This is a genomic window from Gilliamella sp. X-46, from assembly GCF_057063525.1.
This window is the reverse complement of the sequence record NZ_JBXSQH010000008.1, coordinates 1-19,856: the sequence shown is the minus strand read 5'-3', so window position 1 is coordinate 19,856 and position 19,856 is coordinate 1. Positions and strand designations below refer to the sequence as shown.

15 protein-coding genes are annotated in these 19,856 nt (G+C 36.8%); 6 read left to right on the top strand and 9 right to left on the bottom strand.

The window, feature by feature from the left end; translation table 11 throughout:
* The first annotated feature begins 5 nt into the window (after positions 1-5).
* The 3 genes from ACYIAJ_RS07035 to ACYIAJ_RS07025 all read left to right on the top strand — a co-directional run bounded on the left by ACYIAJ_RS07035 (position 6) and on the right by ACYIAJ_RS07025 (position 2,878).
* Positions 6-950 carry a VirK/YbjX family protein gene (locus ACYIAJ_RS07035; RefSeq protein WP_483560706.1) on the top strand — a complete coding sequence of 315 codons (945 nt, stop codon included), beginning with the start codon at positions 6-8 and terminating at the stop codon, positions 948-950.
* 80 nt (positions 951-1,030) lie between these two features.
* Positions 1,031-1,945, top strand: coding sequence for a LysO family transporter (locus ACYIAJ_RS07030; protein WP_483560705.1), 915 nt, complete (start codon positions 1,031-1,033; stop codon positions 1,943-1,945).
* 42 nt (positions 1,946-1,987) lie between these two features.
* Positions 1,988-2,878 (top strand): hypothetical protein, encoded by an 891-nt coding sequence (locus ACYIAJ_RS07025; RefSeq protein ID WP_483564560.1) that lies wholly within the window; start codon positions 1,988-1,990, stop codon positions 2,876-2,878.
* 24 nt (positions 2,879-2,902) lie between these two features.
* Here the strand turns inward: ACYIAJ_RS07025 and ACYIAJ_RS07020 are convergent, their stop codons facing one another.
* From ACYIAJ_RS07020 to ACYIAJ_RS06980, 9 genes are all read right to left on the bottom strand, one after another.
* Entirely contained in the window at positions 2,903-3,448 is a 546-nt protein-coding gene (locus ACYIAJ_RS07020) for a methylated-DNA--[protein]-cysteine S-methyltransferase (protein WP_483560703.1), read from the bottom strand.
* Between the two features lie 143 nt (positions 3,449-3,591).
* The gene (locus ACYIAJ_RS07015) at positions 3,592-4,359 is read right to left on the bottom strand and encodes a histidine phosphatase family protein (protein ID WP_160402456.1); all 768 of its coding nucleotides are present in this window, start codon (positions 4,357-4,359) and stop codon (positions 3,592-3,594) included.
* A gap of 13 nt (positions 4,360-4,372) precedes the next feature.
* Positions 4,373-5,704, bottom strand: a complete 1,332-nt coding sequence (locus ACYIAJ_RS07010) for a hypothetical protein (RefSeq protein WP_483564559.1) — start codon at positions 5,702-5,704, stop codon at positions 4,373-4,375.
* 84 nt (positions 5,705-5,788) lie between these two features.
* A complete protein-coding gene (locus ACYIAJ_RS07005) occupies positions 5,789-6,601 on the bottom strand; it encodes a histidine phosphatase family protein (protein WP_483560701.1) in 813 nt (270 codons plus the stop codon).
* Positions 6,602-6,708: 107 nt separating this feature from the next.
* Positions 6,709-8,100: a glycoside hydrolase family 1 protein gene (locus tag ACYIAJ_RS07000; RefSeq protein WP_483564558.1), complete on the bottom strand. Its 1,392-nt coding sequence runs from the start codon at positions 8,098-8,100 to the stop codon at positions 6,709-6,711.
* A gap of 3 nt (positions 8,101-8,103) precedes the next feature.
* On the bottom strand, positions 8,104-10,014 hold the full coding sequence (locus ACYIAJ_RS06995; RefSeq protein ID WP_483564557.1) for a beta-glucoside-specific PTS transporter subunit IIABC: 1,911 nt from the start codon (positions 10,012-10,014) through the stop codon (positions 8,104-8,106).
* Between the two features lie 184 nt (positions 10,015-10,198).
* Complete coding sequence (gene licT / locus ACYIAJ_RS06990; protein WP_483564556.1) at positions 10,199-11,041, bottom strand: BglG family transcription antiterminator LicT; 843 nt, start codon at positions 11,039-11,041, stop codon at positions 10,199-10,201.
* 182 nt (positions 11,042-11,223) lie between these two features.
* Positions 11,224-13,098, bottom strand: a complete 1,875-nt coding sequence (gene htpG / locus ACYIAJ_RS06985; RefSeq protein ID WP_483564555.1) for a molecular chaperone HtpG — start codon at positions 13,096-13,098, stop codon at positions 11,224-11,226.
* Between the two features lie 326 nt (positions 13,099-13,424).
* Positions 13,425-14,786 carry a sodium-dependent transporter gene (locus ACYIAJ_RS06980; protein WP_483564554.1) on the bottom strand — a complete coding sequence of 454 codons (1,362 nt, stop codon included), beginning with the start codon at positions 14,784-14,786 and terminating at the stop codon, positions 13,425-13,427.
* Between the two features lie 294 nt (positions 14,787-15,080).
* On the opposite strand from ACYIAJ_RS06980, the gene ubiG reads away from it, so the two are divergent.
* The 3 genes from ubiG (at position 15,081) to ACYIAJ_RS06965 (ending at position 19,550) form a co-directional block, all read left to right on the top strand.
* Positions 15,081-15,782, top strand: coding sequence for a bifunctional 2-polyprenyl-6-hydroxyphenol methylase/3-demethylubiquinol 3-O-methyltransferase UbiG (ubiG, locus tag ACYIAJ_RS06975; protein ID WP_483560695.1), 702 nt, complete (start codon positions 15,081-15,083; stop codon positions 15,780-15,782).
* Positions 15,783-15,896: 114 nt separating this feature from the next.
* A complete protein-coding gene (gene guaB / locus ACYIAJ_RS06970) occupies positions 15,897-17,363 on the top strand; it encodes an IMP dehydrogenase (protein WP_483564553.1) in 1,467 nt (488 codons plus the stop codon).
* Between the two features lie 426 nt (positions 17,364-17,789).
* Positions 17,790-19,550 (top strand): hypothetical protein, encoded by a 1,761-nt coding sequence (locus ACYIAJ_RS06965; protein ID WP_483564552.1) that lies wholly within the window; start codon positions 17,790-17,792, stop codon positions 19,548-19,550.
* The last annotated feature ends 306 nt before the right edge of the window (positions 19,551-19,856 follow it).

Genomic DNA, 19,856 nt, shown 5'->3' with positions numbered 1-19,856 from the left:
TACTTATGAATAATATTACGAATATGTCTCAGCCAAAAAGTAAATGGCAACTCTTTAACTGGCTCTATACCGGTAAATTATCGCTAAACGAATTATGGCTTAACCCGACCTATCGTTATAAGTTTTTTTTAAGAACCTTGTTCTTAAGCCCAATTACTTTCAAATGGCTTGATAAATTAAGACAGTATCCATTGCTTGGCTATTATTTTTCGTGCCAAACTAATTTACCATGTAAATTACAGCGACCGTATTTGGCATCTTGTTTGAGCCAAAAAGCACGTTATGATGCATTGGCCTATCATTATGATTTTTTAGCAAAACAACCCGATAGCGTAACTAAAGCTTTTTATAATCCGCAATCACCTTTTGTATTGGCGAATGTTACTGTTAAAAATGAAACAAATATCCAAATTGCCATTCAAGCTCGTAACAAATTTGCCAGAGAAGGCGAAGTGAGCCTTTATTTTTATGATAGCGATGGGATTGATTTAGCTACATTAACGTTTTCAATTGTTGAATATCAAAGCAAGCCAACGCTCTTTATTGCTGGATTACAAGGCACAGGACACGATGACGCACGTGCTCGTGTACAAAAAGCGACTAAAGCCTGCTATGGGTTATTCCCTAAACGCGTTGCAGTTGAAGCTGCATTAACTATTGCCCGTTACTATCAATTAACGCAAATTGTTGCTGTGGGTAACAAAACTCATATCTATAACAATTGGCGCTATAATAGCCGTCAAGAACGCATTTTGTCTGATTATGACGATTTTTGGTTAACCCTTGATGGAAAACAAGATGCTAATGGCTTATTTATACTGCCAAACCAAATTAATCGAAAATCAATTGAAGAAATTGCCAGTAAAAAACGTTCAGAATACCGTAATCGTTATGCTTTATTGGATGAGCTTCAACTTAATATTGAGCAAACGTTAGCATCATTAACATAATGATTAGTGGTAATAGATTAAAACGTATATTTGACTCTCTAGTTTAACAATAAAAGCAAGGAATAGTTAAGGAATAAAATATGTATTTTGGTCTTCTTATTGCGCTAGTACCGTTGGGTTTAGGTTATTTAATTAAAATTAAAAACAACAGATGGATGTCCAAAATTAATCTAACTTTGAGTTGGATGATCTACCTTATTTTGTTCATTATGGGTGCTGAACTTGCTCATTTAGATAATTTGACCACTAATTTGCAAATTATTTTATATTATGCAATTGTTCTTTTTATTTGTACGTTTGGCGGGAATTTTGTTGTTTTAATGATGTTTGATTTTTTTTCTACTTCCAAAACTGATAATGTAAATCAAACTTATACGTCACATTTTAAGATGATCTTTGAATCATTACGTGTCTGTATTGCATTAATTATTGGGTTTATTTGTGGGTTATTGCCATTATTTATTTGGCAATATGCTGAAAGTGTAACTCAAATTGTACTGGTGTTTTTATTATTTCTAGTCGGAATTCAATTACGCAGTAATAATATTTCGATTAAACAAATTTTACTCAATAAAGTTGGGATGACCACATCCATATTGGTTGTGATGAGCGTTTTATTGGGCGGGATTGTTGCCTCGTTTATTTTAAACTTGCCTGTTCGTGTTGGTCTTGCCATGTCATCTGGCTTTGGATGGTATTCATTATCAGGAATTTTAATGACTGAGGCGCATGGCCCAATTATTGGAAGTGCCACGTTTTTAAATGATATGTTACGAGAATTGTGTGCGATTATTTTAATTCCAACGTTGATTAAGCGTCATCAATTAACAACACTAGGGTTATGTGGTGCAACATCAATGGATTTTACACTACCCATGCTACAAAAAGGTGGTGGAATAGCCATTGTACCTGCTGCTATTGCTCAAGGTTTTTTGTTAACACTTATAATGCCGATATTTATCACGCTATTTAACTATGGATGGTTTGGGCTTTAGCTTAAAAAAAGCAAAGCCTATTTAAATGGAGTAAAAAAGGTAATGGGAAAGTATAGTTTATTAAAAGGTAAAGTAAGACGTTTAAAAATATTGAAAGTAGATCAAAAAAAGGATCAAAATAAAAAAACTGAAGACTGTGGTTTTATTGAGTCAATTCTGGGGCTATTTATTATCGAGATGATCGGTGGATTTGTTCTAATAACCGTAGCTATATGTAAGTTTGTTTATGAATTTGTGCTTAGTTTATTAACTTTTGGGTTACTACAAACCAAACTATTAAAAGGCACACCATTTGTTTGTTATATCGGTAATGTCAAAGTTAAAGGTAAGCTAGAAAATGTCGCTTTTAACAATGGTGATTACGTCGAAATGGTCGTCAAACAAATTGATAAGAACAAATATCAAGCTTATGCCGTCCGCTTTCCTAAATATCATGCTTTATTTTTTCCTAAAGGAGTTGGTCTTTCGACGTTGCAATTGCTGAAGTATTGTATGTTTGGTGTTGGATCGATAATATTATGTACCGATATTTTGATTTTCATTAGTATATTATTCAATTATGAGTGGGGTTCTTCAGACGTGATAGAAATTACCACAACAAGCTGTATTGGCTTTGTTGCTTTTGTTTTCTTTTTCTTCTTCATTTTTGGTGGGCGGTCAACTTTTATTTGTAACCGTATTTATGCCACTTTAGGTTATCCAAAACCGTGGTTACACAACAGTTGGTATGAAGAATTCTTATTTTTCAAAATGAATCGTCGTCGGGATCCTGAGCTATTTGATGATCCTCAAACGCCAGAATTTCAAAAAATTAGAAATAAAGATATACAGTCTTCAGCTAATTATTACTGTCGAACACCCATTATACCAAGTTGGGTAAATATTATAGATGAAAGTAAATATGATGTACAAATAACCAATCACCTAAAATAAACAAATTAAAAAGATTTCGTTTTTTTAGATTGTGTTTAAATGACCATGTTTAGGCACAAAAAATAGTGTGGTATCGACCCCTTCGTGTTGTAGCAATTGAATTTTTTTATCTATCCCCCCTGCATAACCCGTTAAATTACCGTTTGCGCCAATAACGCGGTGGCAAGGGATGATAATGGATATTGGATTATGCCCAACCGCGCCGCCTACTGCTTGGCTAGCCATGCTTGTTTTGTTTGTTTTAAGGGCAATCTGTTTTGCAATATCGCCGTAAGTTGTGACTTTGCCATACGGGATATTACATAAAATTTCCCATACTAGCTGTCGAAAAGGGGAGCCATTTGGTGCAAGCTTAAGTTGAGATAGATTCGGTTTCTTTCCTGAAAAATAATCATCAAGCCATTTTTTGGTCGAGTTAAAAATAGCTAAATTAGGTTTTTCTTCTGTTTGAGTATTAATTGTATGACCAAAATATTTTTCGCCTTCAATCCAAGCTCCAACTAACTTATTTTGTTGGCTGGCTAGAGTAATTAATCCCATTGGGGATGAATAGTTGCATAAATAAAACATCTTGTCTTTTAACTCTATTCGATAAAAACGATGTTAAATTATGCTTGTTTATGATGATAATTACTACCAATTTATTTATCAATATTGTTTGAATAGTAAATTAAGAGGGAATATGGCTCATCAATGAGCCATATTTTTTATGGTTATTTAGCTTTATTTTTGCCTTTTTCAATGTAGCTCATATCGCCTAAGCTTTCGACAATAAATTTTCCATCATCAGTATAACGAATTTTAGTGACACTTGCGTTACCAAGTCCCTCTGTCACTGGTTTATCTAACCATTCTTCAGCCATAGCCATGATAGCCATACCGTGAGATACCACTAAAACGTTACCACCACCTTGTGCTTTAGCTGATTCGGCAATGGCTTTTAACGAGGCTTGCATACGTGTTTTTACTTTATTGTAATCTTCTGCTTCACCAGATTTTTCGACAGCGGCAATGGCATCCATCATTTTTTTAAGGGTGATGTTTCCTTTTGCGAAATCCGCCATTAAATCTTTATCCGTTGCATAACCTAAATGCTGTGCAGCAGGGGTCCACATGTTTGGATCAAGATCGCCTTCGAATTCACCAAAACAGGTTTCGCGTAGACCTTCCATTTCGTTGATATTAATGGTTGTATCGCCTTTAGATTCTAAAACCACACGAGCTGTTTGACGTGCACGTCCCAAGTCGCTTGAATAAGTAGCAATAAATTTGACATCTTTTAAACCACGGCCAAGTTGCTCGGCAACTTCAACACCGGGTTTTATTAGTGGTGTATCTGACCAACCTTGAGCACGATGTACGTTATTGAACATGGTTTTGCCATGCCGAGTGACGTAAAGGTAAACATCATCAGCAAAAGCTTGTGATATAGTTGAAATAGCAATGATTAATGAGCTGATTAATATAATAAATTTTTTCATGTTTTGTCCTTATTTATAACAAGTTAAATCGGTAATCAATAACAGTTTCTGCAGAAAGTGTTGGTGAGCGTTGGGCTTTGCCATGTTTATCGAGTTTTGGTGTAATATCTGACCCGCTAGTGGTTTTGTAAGACCATCCATAACCTACTTTAGATAAAATAGATAGGTTTTTAAATGCACCACTGGTTGGTTTCCATATGTCGAAAATATTTATTTCGCCATTTTTTAGTGTGTCATGTTTGTAATTAAATTCACCATAGTTCATATATAATCCAGTGCTGTTATCTTTGACAAAGTCGTAAGTTAACACACTGGTCAAGACTAGTTCTCCATCGCGCATATAGTCAGCACCTGCCGCGGCTAACCCATTAAAGCGACCCCGGGTGTTTTTACCTAAATGTCGGTTATAATATCCAATCGCATTGTGTTTGTTAGCATCAGTGTAAGCTAAGCCAATTTTGACGCTCCAGTCATCTTCTTTCCATTCGACATCAGTTGCATAATGCCATGCATGATCTTCAAACTCTTTTTTGTTTTGTTTCATGGCGTCATAATTGTCAAGTGCATAGCTTCCATAGAATTGTCCGCCTAAAATCAATTTTTGCATTGGTTTATAGGATAACTCAACTACGTGGCGCCTTAGGTAATCTTTCGCAACACCATAAGAATAATCCAAAGTTAGATCTTTATCTTTATAAGCGATTTCAGCAGTTGAAATATTATCAATGACTTTTTTACGGTCGGCTGTTAAAAAATGTAATTTTTTAGCAGATTCTCGAGGGAGGGTACTATCGATATATGCTAATGAAAAGTAGATGTTATCATATTTTAGTGTACCACTATAACCAAGATAGCTATGACGAGTAAGATGTTTAGATGAACTTATTATTCCAAAGTCTTTCAAACTATGCCAGCCCGCTTTACCCTTTAAATTAAAGTCGTCGTTTCCTAGTTTAATTTTTGCATAACGTTGGGTAAATTTATTAAAACCTTGAGCGTTGTGTTTGTTATAGCCTTTACCATCATTATAAAGTAAGTTACGGGATGCAAAGTAATCACTGGCTCCCAATTTTATTACGTTATCATAGGTAATATCAAATCCAATAGTATCAAATAGATAGCCAGACTTATAATCAAAACTAAATACTTGCCCCCAAGCACTGTGTACTTCTTTGGGTTGGGATGCATTTTCTTTTAAATATTTCCAATGATTACGTGTAGAAAAATCAAATTTAGAATCTGTGAAAAAAGTATTATATAAGGCTGAATCATTATTCACTTCAGCCGCTAGAGCCGAACAAGTTGACAGACTCAGCAATGCAAGTGTGAGATATTTTACTTTCATTATTGTATTTCCTAACTTATGTTTAAATAAAAAATTAAAATTAATTTTTTATCTAGTGAATTCCATTATGTATGGATTATATTTTTATTTGTTTAATGTAGCTTTGCCTTTATTGACATATGCCATGTTGCCAATTTCGCTCACGTTATATTGACCATTTTTATAGGTAATTTTGACAACTGTTGCATTTGATAGCGGTTTATTTTTATCTTTGTTGTCAGTAAGATCATAAATCATCGCCTGCATTGACATTCCAGATGAAATAGCAAGAATGGTTTTTTCATGATTATGTTGTGCATTTTGGATGATGGTTTTTAACGCATCTTGTGTTCTTGCCTTCACTTGTTGGTAACTTTCAGCTTGGTGTTTAGGATCTGTTTTGGCAATTGAATTTATCATTACATCTATAGTTAGGTTGCCAATTTGGTAATTTTTATAAAACGCATCGACAGAGTTATATCCTGCTAGTTTCATGCTATCACGAACCATTTTTTTATTTGGTCCACCTTCAAAACCGCCAAAAAATACTTCACGTAATCCTTTAAGTTCGCGAATGTTATAATCCTTAACACCTTTTTGTTTAAGAAGCTCTTGCATGGTTTCGCGTTGTCGTCCTGCATCACTTGTATAATAAGCATCAAACTGGATATCTTTTAATCCTTCGCCAAGATAGTGTGCAAGTTCAATGCCTTGTTCTGTAAGCGGCGAATCAGCCCAACCTTGTACTAAATCATAGGTATTAAATAAGGTTTTACCATGGCGAGCAAAGTAGATTGTTATATCACCATCAGTATTGTTATCTTTTTCCTTAGGTGAGTGCTGAGCACAACTGGTTAGTAGAGCTGTAATAATAATTAACGTACTGGTTAGTAACGTTTTTATTGTTTTTTTCTTCATGCTATATTCCTTGAGAGGCTAACGATTAGTAGGGCACACTCATTTTGCAAATTTTATTTTAGGATAATAGGGGAATTAGTTATCATCATTCCCCTTAAATTATCTGACTATTTTAAATTCTCACCCCTAGATGAAATTACTGATTGATACCAGTAAAAACTCTGTTTTTTATAGCGTTTTAATGTGCCAGAACCATCTTGGTTTAGGTCAACATAAATAAAGCCGTAACGTTTAGTTACCTCTGCTTTTGAGGCACTGATAAGATCGATTGGTCCCCAACTGGTGTAGCCCATGACTTCAACGCCGTCGTTAATAGCTTCTCGGATTTGTACTAAGTGATCATTCATATAATTGATACGGTAATCATCATTGATAGTACCATCAGCTTCGAGTGTATCTTTGGCACCAAGGCCGTTTTCGACAATAAATAATGGTTTTTGATAACGTTCATAAAGTAAGTTAAGTAGATAGCGAATACCAACCGGATCGATTTGCCATCCCCATTCTGAGGCTTTAAGGTAAGGGTTTGGTACCATATCTAAGATATTACCTTTGGTTTTTTGCGACTCGTCAGCGGTTGCACAGCAGCTCATGTAATAACTGAACGAAACAAAATCGACGGTTTCTTTTAGATCTTGTTTGTCTTGTTCAGTAATATCGAGCTTGATGTTATGTTCTTTAAAGAATCGATTCATATAGGTTGGGTAATAACCTCTAACTTGAATATCACCAAAGAACAACCAACCGTGGTTTTCTTGATGTGTAGCCCAAACATCTTCTGGTTTTGGTGTTAATGGGTAGGCAACAGCACCTAGTAGCATATTACCGATTTTAGCATCAGGGATGATGTCATGACATAATTTAACGGCTCGGCTGCTGGCAACAAGCTGGTGGTGAATAGCTTGGTAGATTTGTTGTTTTGTGCTGTTTCTATCTAATCCTACACCTGTAAATGGTTCGTGTAATGACATGTTGATTTCGTTAAATGTTAACCAATATTTGACTTTATTTTTGTAACGTTCAAAGACGACTTTGGCATAACGCGTAAAAAATTCAATCACTTGTCGATTACCCCAGCCACCGTATTCAGTGACAAGATAATAGGGCATTTCGTAATGTGATAGGGTGACAAGTGGTGTGATATTGTGTTTTGCCATTTCGTCAAATAGTTTATCATAAAATGCTAAACCATCTTCGTTTGGTTGCTTTTCGTCACCATTGGGAAAAATTCGCGTCCAAGCAATAGATGTGCGTAGGCAAGTAAAGCCCATTTCAGCAAATAGGGCGATATCCTCTGGGTAGCGGTGATAAAAATCAATCGCGTTGTCTTTTATACTGCTAATATCGTGTTTGTTTCGATCAATAATATCGCCAAACAGTCCATTAGGTGTGCAGTCTGATGTTGATAATCCTTTACCTGCCTTGCGATATGCGCCTTCAACTTGATTGGCGGCAATAGCACCACCCCATAAAAAATCACTAGGAAATTGTGTTGACATGTTTTACTCCTTATTTGCTGATAGCGATAATAATGCATCACCATTTTTGGTAATATCTTGTTTAAAAATACACTCTATATCTTGATAATTATCAGTATTAGTTATAATTATCGGTGTGGTTACTTCAAATCCTGCTTGTTTAATTGCGTCGATATCAAAACTAACTAATAGATCGCCTTTTTTCACTTTACTTCCTGCTTCGATATGCGCTTGAAAGTGTTGCCCGTCTAATTTTACGGTATCAATACCAATATGAATTAATATTTCGGCACCGGAATTCGTTTGGAAACCAATAGCGTGTTTTGTTCTAAATAGTGATACTACTTCGCCATCATCAGGTGCTACGGCTTGACCAATAGTTGGAATGATGGCAATACCTTTACCCATCAATTCATTGGCAAAAGTAGGATCGTTAACTTCGCTTAGTGGAATAACTTTACCTGTCATTGGGCTGAAAATAGTGACGTTATCGCTATTGGTTTGGTTAGTGTTGTCTTGGTTATTTGCTTCGTCTTTTTGAGTATCATTTTTGGATATCATGCTAATTTTATCTTGTGAAATACCAAATAGATAAGTAGCGATTAAGGCAACGATAAATGAAATAATACAACCAAATACAACTGCATAGAATTTTTCATCAATACCGTGTTCAGGTGAAATTAATTGTAAAAATGAAAAGACATTAATAAAGCTGAAAGAATAAATCACACTATGGTAATAACCAACAATTGCACCACCAATAATTGCCGATAAGCAACCAATAATAAATGGTCTTTTAAGTGGTAAGTTAACACCGTAAATAGCCGGCTCAGTAACACCAAAAATACCAGATAATACCGAAGAGCTTGCTAGCGCTTTAAATTCTGGATCTTTTGCTCTTAGCATTACAGCAAATACTGCACCAACTTGTGCAAATACTGCTGGAAATAATATTGGTAATAGAAAATCTTGATGAACAGCTGCTATATTGTTTAAACAAAGCGGAACAAGACCCCAGTGAATACCAAAAATCACCAATACTTGCCAAAGTGGTGCTAAAATCATCGATGCAATAATTGGGTTAAGTGCATACAAATATTCAATACCGGCAGCTATACAAGCACTACCATAAGTTACAGCAGGTCCAATAAGCGCAAAGGTCAATGGCACTGTGATAATGAAGCCAAGTAATGGTGCAATGAATTTTTTGAATGAATCATGCATGATTTTATATAAATTTCGTTCTAATAACGAATAAAACCACGCAGCTAAAATAACAGGGAATACCGATGAGCCATAAGGAATTAAGTCAATCGGAATGCCAAATAGTTCAGTTTTTAGCAAAAGTTTGCCTGCCGGTATCATGTTGCTTACACTTGGGTGAAGCAATGCACCGCCAATAGCTAACCCCATATAAGGGTTACCACCAAACTTTTTAACGGCAGAAAAGCCTAAAATCATCGGTAAATAGTAGAGTGGAGCGTCGGATATTGCATCTAGAAACTTAAAAGTTGGTGTGTCTTTTTGGACAATATCTACTGTTTGTAATAGTGCAAATACTCCTTTTAAAATACCACCTGCCACCATGACGACTAACACAGGAATAAAAATATTTGATACTAAATCGATTAGTTTCGACAATAACCCCGATTTTTTATTTGATTGAGTTTTTTTGTTGTCGGTCTCGTTGAGATGAGTTAACTGCATAATGTCACTATAAACATCAGCAACATTATTACCAATTACCACTTGAAATTGCCCACTATTTTGTACAACGGTTATTACACCTTTTTGTTTTTTTAGCACTTCGGCATCAGCTTTTGTTTCATCCTTTAGGACGAATCGTAAACGAGTTGCGCAGTGCACTAGGCTGATGATGTTATCTTTACCACCTATATTATTAATTATTGATTCGGCAAGCTCTTTGTTTTTCATACCTTGTCCTTATTTTTGACAAAAAAAAACCTAGACCCCAAGCTTTGGGTCTAGGTTTTGCTTGCAAAGTAAATGTTTTTTAACTTTGCAGTAACAATCCAATTAGTGTTTTTAGATTAGCACAAATTTACAAAACAGATAAGACTTCTATAATAATGATCACAAAAGTGTGATTTACTTCACATTATGAATTTTTAAGTTCCGTACGCAGTCGTTCAATATGAATGGTTAAATATAGACTTTCATCATCAGAAAGTGGATGTTGATATTGTTGTATCAAATGCAGATCAATTTGCTTAGTACATAAATAGGCTTTTTTGTATTTTTGGCGGATAATTTCATACAACGAAGCATCTTGTTGTGGTTGGGATTGTTGATTTAGTATGCGGTGTGCAAAAAATTTTAAATGAGTGACAAAGCGCTGGTAAGATAGGCAGTTTTCATCATATTCAAAGTTAAAATGGTATTTTACGATATTGAGTATTTCGCGCATGATTTTTGTCATATTAACAATATTAGGCATAGTGCCATTAAGTTGCGCATTAATTATATGGAATGTGATGTAACCTGCTTCGTCTTCTGGCAGTTCTACGTTTAGGCGTTCTTTAATTACTGATAGAGCATATAAACCAATTTTAAACTCTTTAGGATAGAATTTTTTGATTTCCCATAAAAAACCATTAGGAATATCAAAACCATGCTTATGGCGTTCAATAGCCGAATGAATATGATCGGTTAACGAAATATAGATACTATCTTGTAATTTACCTTCAATAAATTGTTTCGCATGATTAATAATAATTTCAGACGTGGTTAATATTTCAAGAGGGATCTGAGACAGTAGTTCGGTAAATTTGGGCAAAGTGTCTTTGTTGTCTAACGAAAATTGCTTTTCAATAAGATTGGGATCTATTAAATCGCCTTCGCGTTTTTTAAAACCGATGCCACGGCCAGTAAGAATAAGCTCTTTCCCTTTTTCATCGATTGTTACAACAACGTTATTGTTTAGTATTTTATGAACTTTCATTATATTTAATCTAACTTTTTAGATAAGCTATTATCAATCGCACTCAAAAAATAGAAAGCAGAAATATAAAAAAGTGTGATAAGTATCATATTTTTGCTAGATCAGTTATTGACAAATACTTAATATTATAAAAAAACCCGATCGACTAAGCGTATCGGGTAATGTTTTGTTATTTAGCTGAATTATTGCGCTAATAATTTATTCATAGTTTGAATAAATTTGCTTGGATCGCTAAGCGAGCCTTTTTCAGCAAGTAAAGCTTGATCAAGTAATAGTTCAACCCAATCGTTAAATGCGCTTTCGTCTTGCGTATCGGCAATACGTTTAACCAATTTATGATCTGGATTTATTTCAAACGTGTATTTGATTTCTGGCGCTTTCTGACCTGCTGCTGCAAACAATTTAGCCATTTGTGTACTCATTTCGTCAGCGGCTGTGGTGACAATTGCTGGTGTATCAGTTAACCGATGAGTTAATTTAACATCTTTTACTTTATCGCCTAATGCAGTTTTGACTCGTTCAATAAATGGTTCAAGTTCTTTTTCAACTTGTTTTTGATCTTCACTGTTTTGATCGGCAAGTTTTTCGATTGATTCGTCTGATTTACTAATAGATTGGAACTGTTTGCCATCAAATTCAGTTAAATTGCTCATCATCCATTCATCAATACGATCGGACAACAATAATACTTCAATGCCTTTTTTACGGAATAGCTCAAGATGAGGACTATTTTTAGCAGCACCATAACTGTCAGCGGTAATATAGTAGATCTTTTCTTGATTTTCTTGCATACGGCTAATGTAATCATCTAACGCAACAGTTTGCGCATCGCTATCAGTGTGAGTTGACGCAAAACGAAGTAATTTAGCAATTGCTTCACGGTTGGCAAAGTCTTCACCAGTACCTTCTTTTAATACTAAACCAAACTCACTCCAGAACTGTTGATATTGTTCTTTATCGTCTTTGGCAAGTTTTTCAAGCATTTGTAACACACGTTTAGTACACGCATTACGCAAGTTTTGGGTGATTTTGTTGTCTTGCAAAATTTCGCGCGATACATTTAATGGTAGATCATTTGAATCAATTAAGCCTTTAACAAAACGTAAATAGTTTGGCATAAATTGTTCTGCATCATCCATAATAAACACGCGTTGTACATACAGTTTTAGACCGTGTTTATTATCGCGATTCCACATATCCCAAGGTGCTTTTGCTGGGATATAAAGTAGACTAGTATATTCTTGCTTACCTTCTACACGATTATGGCTCCAGCTTAATGGGTCAGCAAAATCGTGTGACAGGTGTTTATAAAATTCTTTGTATTCTTCATCAGTGACTTCTGATTTGCTACGTGTCCAAAGTGCTTGGGCTTTGTTAACTTTTTCCCACTTAACTTCTTTGCTTTCTTCGTCAGTGGTTTGTACTTCAACAGGAAGTGAAATGTGATCAGAATATTTGCTAATGATAGAACGCAAACGCCAATCATCTAAAAACTCTTTTTCGTCTTCTTTTAAGTGTAAAGTGATTTCGGTACCACGAGTTTCTTTATTATCGTCAGATATTGTATATTCACCTTCACCGGCTGACTCCCACATAACTGCTTCGTCAGCTTTTGCAGTGGCTGCGCGTGTTCTAACAGTGACTTTATCGGCAACAATAAATGCTGAATAAAAACCTACACCAAACTGACCAATTAATTGACTATCTTTAGCCTGATCACTACCAATCGACTCTAAAAACGCTTTAGTGCCTGATTTAGCAATTGTACCCAAGTTTTCAATCACCTCATCACGTGTCATACCAATACCGTTATCGGCAATCGTTAAAGTGCCGGCTTCTTTATTGGTCGAAATACGCACACCAAGTTCACCATCACCCGCATATAGATCTGGATTTTCAAGTGCTTTAAAACGGAGTTTATCGGCCGCATCAGATGCGTTAGAAATAAGCTCTCTTAAAAAAATCTCTTTATTTGAATATAAAGAGTGAATCATTAAATGTAGAATTTGTTTAACTTCGGATTGAAATCCGCGCGTTTCAGTGCCTTGCTTACTCATTGACTAGTACCTCTATTATATTTAGCTATTTCAATTAATTCTAACGACAATAACAACTTTTATTATTTTTCGCTGCCTACTTAGTACATTGTCAGTTAGTATTAATCGAATAAAATTAACATAATGATTTGATTTATTGATGTATTGCTATATGGGAATAAAAAAAAAGATTTCAATAGAAATAGGAAAATTAATTTATCTCTTACACATTGTTTGGTTATTTTTTGTTAATAAACTTAACTAAAACTGCCGCAAAAATAGGGCAAAAAAAAGCCTTGAATGAATCAAGGCTTTAAACTAAAAAAACACGTTACACTAAATTACAATTACATTAACCCGTAAACAAGAATAAAAATCACCGCAACAGGAATTACGAATCGTGATAATAAAGTCCAAACACTAAACCAGAAAGGACTTAAATTTAACTCTGAGCGGATGCGTTTTTGATTCATCATCCATGCACCAAATATCACAGTGCCTAATCCAGTCACTGGTAACATGATTTTACTTGTTAAATAGTCTAATAAATCAAAAATGTGTTTATCAAAGAGTTTAACATCGGACCATAAGTTAAAGGATAACAAACAAGCAATACCTAAAGCCCAAATGACAATACTACTTGTAATGGTTGCTGCTTTTCTGCCTAGTGGAGTTTTTTCTTCTAATAATTCAACGGTTGGTTCAAGTAACGAAATAGAAGACGTTAATGCTGCAAAAGTTAAGAAGATAAAGAACAATATACCTAAAATCGCACCACCAGCCATGTTACCAAATGCAATTGGTAGTGTAACGAAAATAAGGCCTTCGCCTACTGCTGGAGGTAAACCGTTAGCAAAAACTAAAGGGAAAATAGCTAAACCAGATAATACGGCAACAATAACGTCTAATATTACAACTGTACGCGCAGTTGACAATAAGTTGACGTCTTGTCCTAGGTATGAACCATATGCCATCATAATACCCATACCTAACGATAAACTAAAGAATGCATGACCTAATGCCGCTAAAATAGCCGTGCCATTTAACGCTGACCAATTAGGTGAAAATAAAAATTCACATGCAACACCAAAAGATGGACCGCTAGCATAGGCCGCATAGCCAACAAGAATTAATAATAAAATACCTAATCCTGGCATCATCAGCTTACAAGCACGCTCTAAACCAGCACCAACACCTAACGCAACGATAAGTGCAGTGATGGCCATAAATATGGTATGCCAAGTTAATAAATGGCTTACGTTACCACGGAAATCATCAAAAATTTGTTGAGTAACTGCACCACTTGCTCCATCAAATGAGCCTTTAGCTGCTATAAAAATATAATCGGTCGCCCAACCGCCAATAACACTATAAAATGATAGGATTAAAAAAGAACCTACTACACCAATAATACCGACCCAGCGCCAAGATTTTGAACGGCCTTCTGAAACAGCGACATCTTCCATTGTATGGATTGGGTTTTTTTGCCCGCGACGGCCAATTAGCCATTCTAAAACTAAAATCGGCAAGCCGATAAGAAACATAAATAGTAAATAGGTAAGTACAAATGCAGAACCGCCCATTTGACCTGCCATATATGGAAATTTCCAAATATTACCCAACCCAACAGCAGAACCTGCCGCAGCAAGCATAAATCCCATGCGCGAGCTCCATTGTGAGTGGTTTTTTTTCATAGTACCAGTACTCATTAATATTTTTCCTTTAGTCTTATTAATTTAATTCAGCGTTGTGAATAGCGTTTTTTTTGTTAATAAACCTTTGATCATGCCATGAAATAAACCTATAAACAAGATATTATTCAGGTTATTAGTTAAATCTGTATGAAAATTTAGCAGGTCAAATAGACAGGTATCATATTCAATTTTAAGATGATTGCAATGGGTTGCTATCTTACAAAGAAGAATAATTTGGGCCATTTATTGATAATCACAAACACATAGCATATAGTTGATATTAGATTTTATTGATATTAAAGAGCCATCATGTCACAAAATATAGACCAAAACGAAATTGACAAATTTTCACAACTTGCTGCTGATTGGTGGAACCCAAATGGCAAATGCAAACCACTACATATAATCAACCCATTGCGAGTGGATTATGTACAACAAAAATGCGGATCGTTAACTAACAAAACCGTACTTGATGTAGGATGTGGTGGTGGGATTTTGTCTGAAAGCTTAGCCAAATTAGGGGCAAATGTGACCGCCATTGATCTTGCAGATGAATCGCTTAGCGTTGCCAAAATTCATGCCGAACAAAATAGCCTTACGATCAATTATCAAAAACAAACGGTTGAAGATCATGCACAACAATACCCTGGGCATTATGATGTGATTACCTGCATGGAGTTATTAGAACACGTGCCTGATCCGTTTTCGATTATTCAAGCTTGTGCAACATTACTTAAACCCGAAGGCAAACTGTTTTTATCGACCATCAATCGTAATCATAAAGCCAAATTATTATTAATTTATGGGGCAGAATATATTGCTCGCTTAGTACCCAAAGGTACGCACGACTTTAATCGTTTTATTCGCCCATCAGAATTAATGACACTTGTTGAACAAGCTGAGCTAATTGTTGGTGATGTAATAGGAATGGAATACCATTTATTAAAAAACCAATTTCAATTAGGACCAAATATCGATGTTAACTATATTTTAATGGCCAATCGTAAATAGCTTGCGATAATAAATCGCATCTAACACTAAATATCGCTGGTTTTTTATAGTAAAAGTGAGTAAAATGCTTCGGCAATATTTTATCAACAATCCAACCCAATGGTGAATATTGTCATGTCTCGCATAATTAAAGAAGCCCTCACGTTTGACGACGTATTGTTAGTTCCAGCTCATTCAACGGTATTACCTAACACAGCCGATATTAGCACTCAACTAACCCGAACAATAAAGCTCAATATTCCAATGCTATCTGCCGCAATGGACACAGTTACTGAAGCTGATCTTGCTATTGCGCTAGCACAAGAAGGCGGAATTGGTTTTATACACAAAAATATGTCCATCGAAAATCAAGCTAATCACGTAAGACGTGTTAAGAAGCATGAAAGTGGTATTGTGCAAGATCCTGTATCTGTCTTACCTACTTCCACTATAAGACAAGTAATTGAATTGGCAAAAGAATATGGTTTTGCAGGGTTTCCAGTTGTAACTGAAAGCCAAGAGTTAGTCGGAATTATTACTGCACGCGATGTCCGGTTTGCAACTGATTTATCTTTACCCGTTACAGCTGTTATGACGCCAAAAGAACGTTTAGTTACTGTAAAAGAAGGTGAGCAACGCGAAATCGTATTGCAAAAAATGCATGAACACCGTGTTGAAAAAGTTCTTGTTGTTGATTCACGATTCCACCTAAAAGGCATGATCACCGTCAAAGACTATAATAAAGCGGAACAAAAACCTAATGCTTGTAAAGACGAAAAAGGCCGCCTACGTGTAGGTGCTGCTGTTGGTGCTGCAGCCGGAAATGAAGAGCGCATTGCTGCATTAGTTGAGGCGGGTGTTGATGTATTATTAATTGATTCATCACACGGCCATTCAGAAGGTGTACTAGAGCGTATTTGCCAAGCAAGAAAGGCTTATCCTGATCTACAAATTATTGGTGGCAATATTGCAACAGCCGAAGGCGCCAAAGCCTTAATTGATGCCGGTGTTAGCGCGGTTAAAGTTGGCATTGGGCCAGGATCTATTTGTACAACTCGCATTGTCACGGGTGTTGGCGTACCACAAATTAGCGCTATTATGGATGCGGTCGAAGTGGCACAAAAACACAACATCCCAGTTATTGCTGATGGTGGAATTCGCTTTTCTGGTGATATCGCTAAAGCGATCGCAGCAGGTGCTTCTTGTGTAATGGTGGGTTCAATGTTTGCCGGTACCGAAGAAGCCCCTGGTGAAATCGAGTTATTCCAAGGTAGAGCTTATAAATCATACCGTGGAATGGGATCACTAGGTGCAATGGCAAAAGGGTCTTCTGACCGCTATTTCCAGACCGATAACGCTGCCGACAAGCTTGTGCCAGAAGGCATAGAAGGGCGCATTGCCTATAAAGGTCCACTAAAAGAAATTATTCACCAACAAATGGGGGGGTTAAGATCTTGCATGGGGCTAACTGGTTGCGCAACAATTAATGACTTACGGACAAAGTCGACATTCTACCGTATTACTGGCGCAGGCATGAAAGAAAGCCATGTCCATGACGTCCTTATTACCAAAGAGCCACCTAATTATCGCGCCGGCTCATAAAAAAAGAGGGATGTCCCTCTTTTTTATTATCTTAAATACTATTTAAAAATAGCAAAATCAATTGATGCACAATCTTGGCAAGATATTGAATCTAGCGAATCAACAAAACCACGAATTAAGTGTCCTAATAACAGCCATTTAACCACTCAAAAATCGGTCAGGAAAGGTATTGATTTTATTAATGTTTTTTATTCAAAAAAAACTCACCAAAACCATTCCCCAAAACACGCCAACAAAAGCTTAACCGCCCGCAATTAACAAAACCTTACAAATTTTTAACAAAAAAACTAGCGCATTATTAATCAACCGGTTATAATTTAAGCGCTTTTAAAGCAAGGGAAAGCTCATTAGTCGAGCGGATAATTATAAAAAGTGCAAATAAAACAAAAAATTACTTGACAGGATAAGCAAAATGCGTTACCATTTATGGCATCTGGCATCTGGCATCTGGCCTGCCAAACCTACGCCCAAAATCTTTTTCAATATCACCGTAGTCTAAAACAGACACAGTTCTTATTTTCATCAGCGAGGTCATTTCGCGTAGCGAAATGGACGCCGTCATCGAGGTTTTTACTGGCGATGTTTTCGGCGGGTACTTCGGTAACATCTTTGGAAACATCGTCGGAAACCGCTTTGGTCAGGTCATCGGCCACATGTTCGGCAAAATTATCGTCGATATCCAAGTGGTTATTAGGGCCGTCATTACTATTCAAACCGAGGTTATTGTTTAAACCTTCATTGTTATCTAAATCGGCGTTGTTCTTCGTGGTGTTGTTGTTGTCGTATTCACAGGGTTCTGTGGCATTAACGGCACATACATCAAGAGTCATTGAAGGTACTCCGCCATATTTAACGTTTGATGGGGGACAGACAAAGGCAACTAATACGGATACTTTTTTGGCAATCGAGTTGCCAGATGGAAGACGTATCAGTCGGTCAACTAACACATCAAGTGCTGCCAATCCGATAATGTTACCTAGAGGTAATTATACATTTAATGATATTCATATGGTAATACCGTCGGGTGCAACCTCTATTAGTTTAAATAGTCTAATCAGCCAAGGGAAGTGGGGAGATGATGATGGGGATGGTCAGGGTACAAATGGTGTTACAGCATCAGGGCGTATAGATTTAACAATAAAGGATAAAAATGGCACTATCGTTAATCGTAGTGATACATTAAATCTATGTAAAGCGCCTTATAAGGTCACTTTAGATAGTACAGGGGGAAGTTTAACTACACAGTATGGAGTGCCAAGGACAAGTCGGTTTTACGGAGGGACGGCGGATTATTATATCACTTTGTCGTCACAGCCTGTTATTTGTTCGGTCAGGCCAAATACTTCTATTGGCACAGGCAATTACGCCGGCCCATCTAACATATGGAGTCCTACAAAGGGTTTTTTAACTCAGTCAACGAGTTCATCATCTTACGACCAAAATTTTCCTACAACGGGTGCTGATGGGTTGTATTTTGATTTGGAGTTGCCAGCAGGTATCGATGGAAGTCAGTTGAATTGGACAGTTAACACAAGTGGCAGTCTAGGTGCGACGGTGAGTTGGATAAGGCCGCGTTCTGGTACATTCACAGACCCTTTGGGAAATACTGTCCAAGCCGATCAATGGATTACTGATAAATCCAAGAATGTAACACGGGTAATGTTAAGTGGTCCTAGGGCAACTGATGCTCAAATAAACTCAAGTAATCCTAGTCGGCTTACTCCGTCGCTATCTTTGCCACAGAGATTTGAGTTGGTCGGTAGGGATGGTCGAGGTAATGAGGTTCGTTATGGATTTGTGTTGAGGCAGTGGTTCGTCAATCGGGGTGGTAAATACGCTAGTCAGTCTGAGCAAATATCTTGGTGTCGTGGTTTGGGTTATCGTATGCCACGGGTAAGGGATTTAACTAATGCGACTTGTTCTGGTTTTAATTCAGGTTCACATTGTCAAGGTGCAGTAGGCGCCGTGCCGTCGTCTAGTAATAATGTTTACATGCGTCACATAGGTGCAGGATTTTTCACGGAGTGGGGCCGCCCGTACCGCTACGCTGATGCGGGCTTCGTCGATCGCGACTACTGGTCGAGTGACGCCACAGGTAGCTACCAGTTCTCTGTCTACTCGGGCAACGGCGGCGTCTACGGCTACAGTGCCTACAACTCCCGCTCTGGCCTTTGCACCGCACCTTAGTTTTTAGCGTTTAGTCCTTAATCCTTGGGCCGCGGGGGCGGTTATGGTGCCTGAGAGGACAATCTAACAAAGAATAACGCCCCCGCGTCAGTTGGGGCATATTCCCTTAGGGTTGCGCTGTTGCGGCGAAGCCACAATCGCGCCGCCCCCCGCCGGCGACGCTGGAAGTGTCGATGGCGGGTGGCTCAGGGGTAAAATCAAATAAATAAAGAGAAGTCATGTAATGGAAATAGAACAAAAATTAGCATTAAGTGAAAATCCGATACATTTTTTGAAAGAAGGTCTTTTTTTAAAGGCTTATAACCA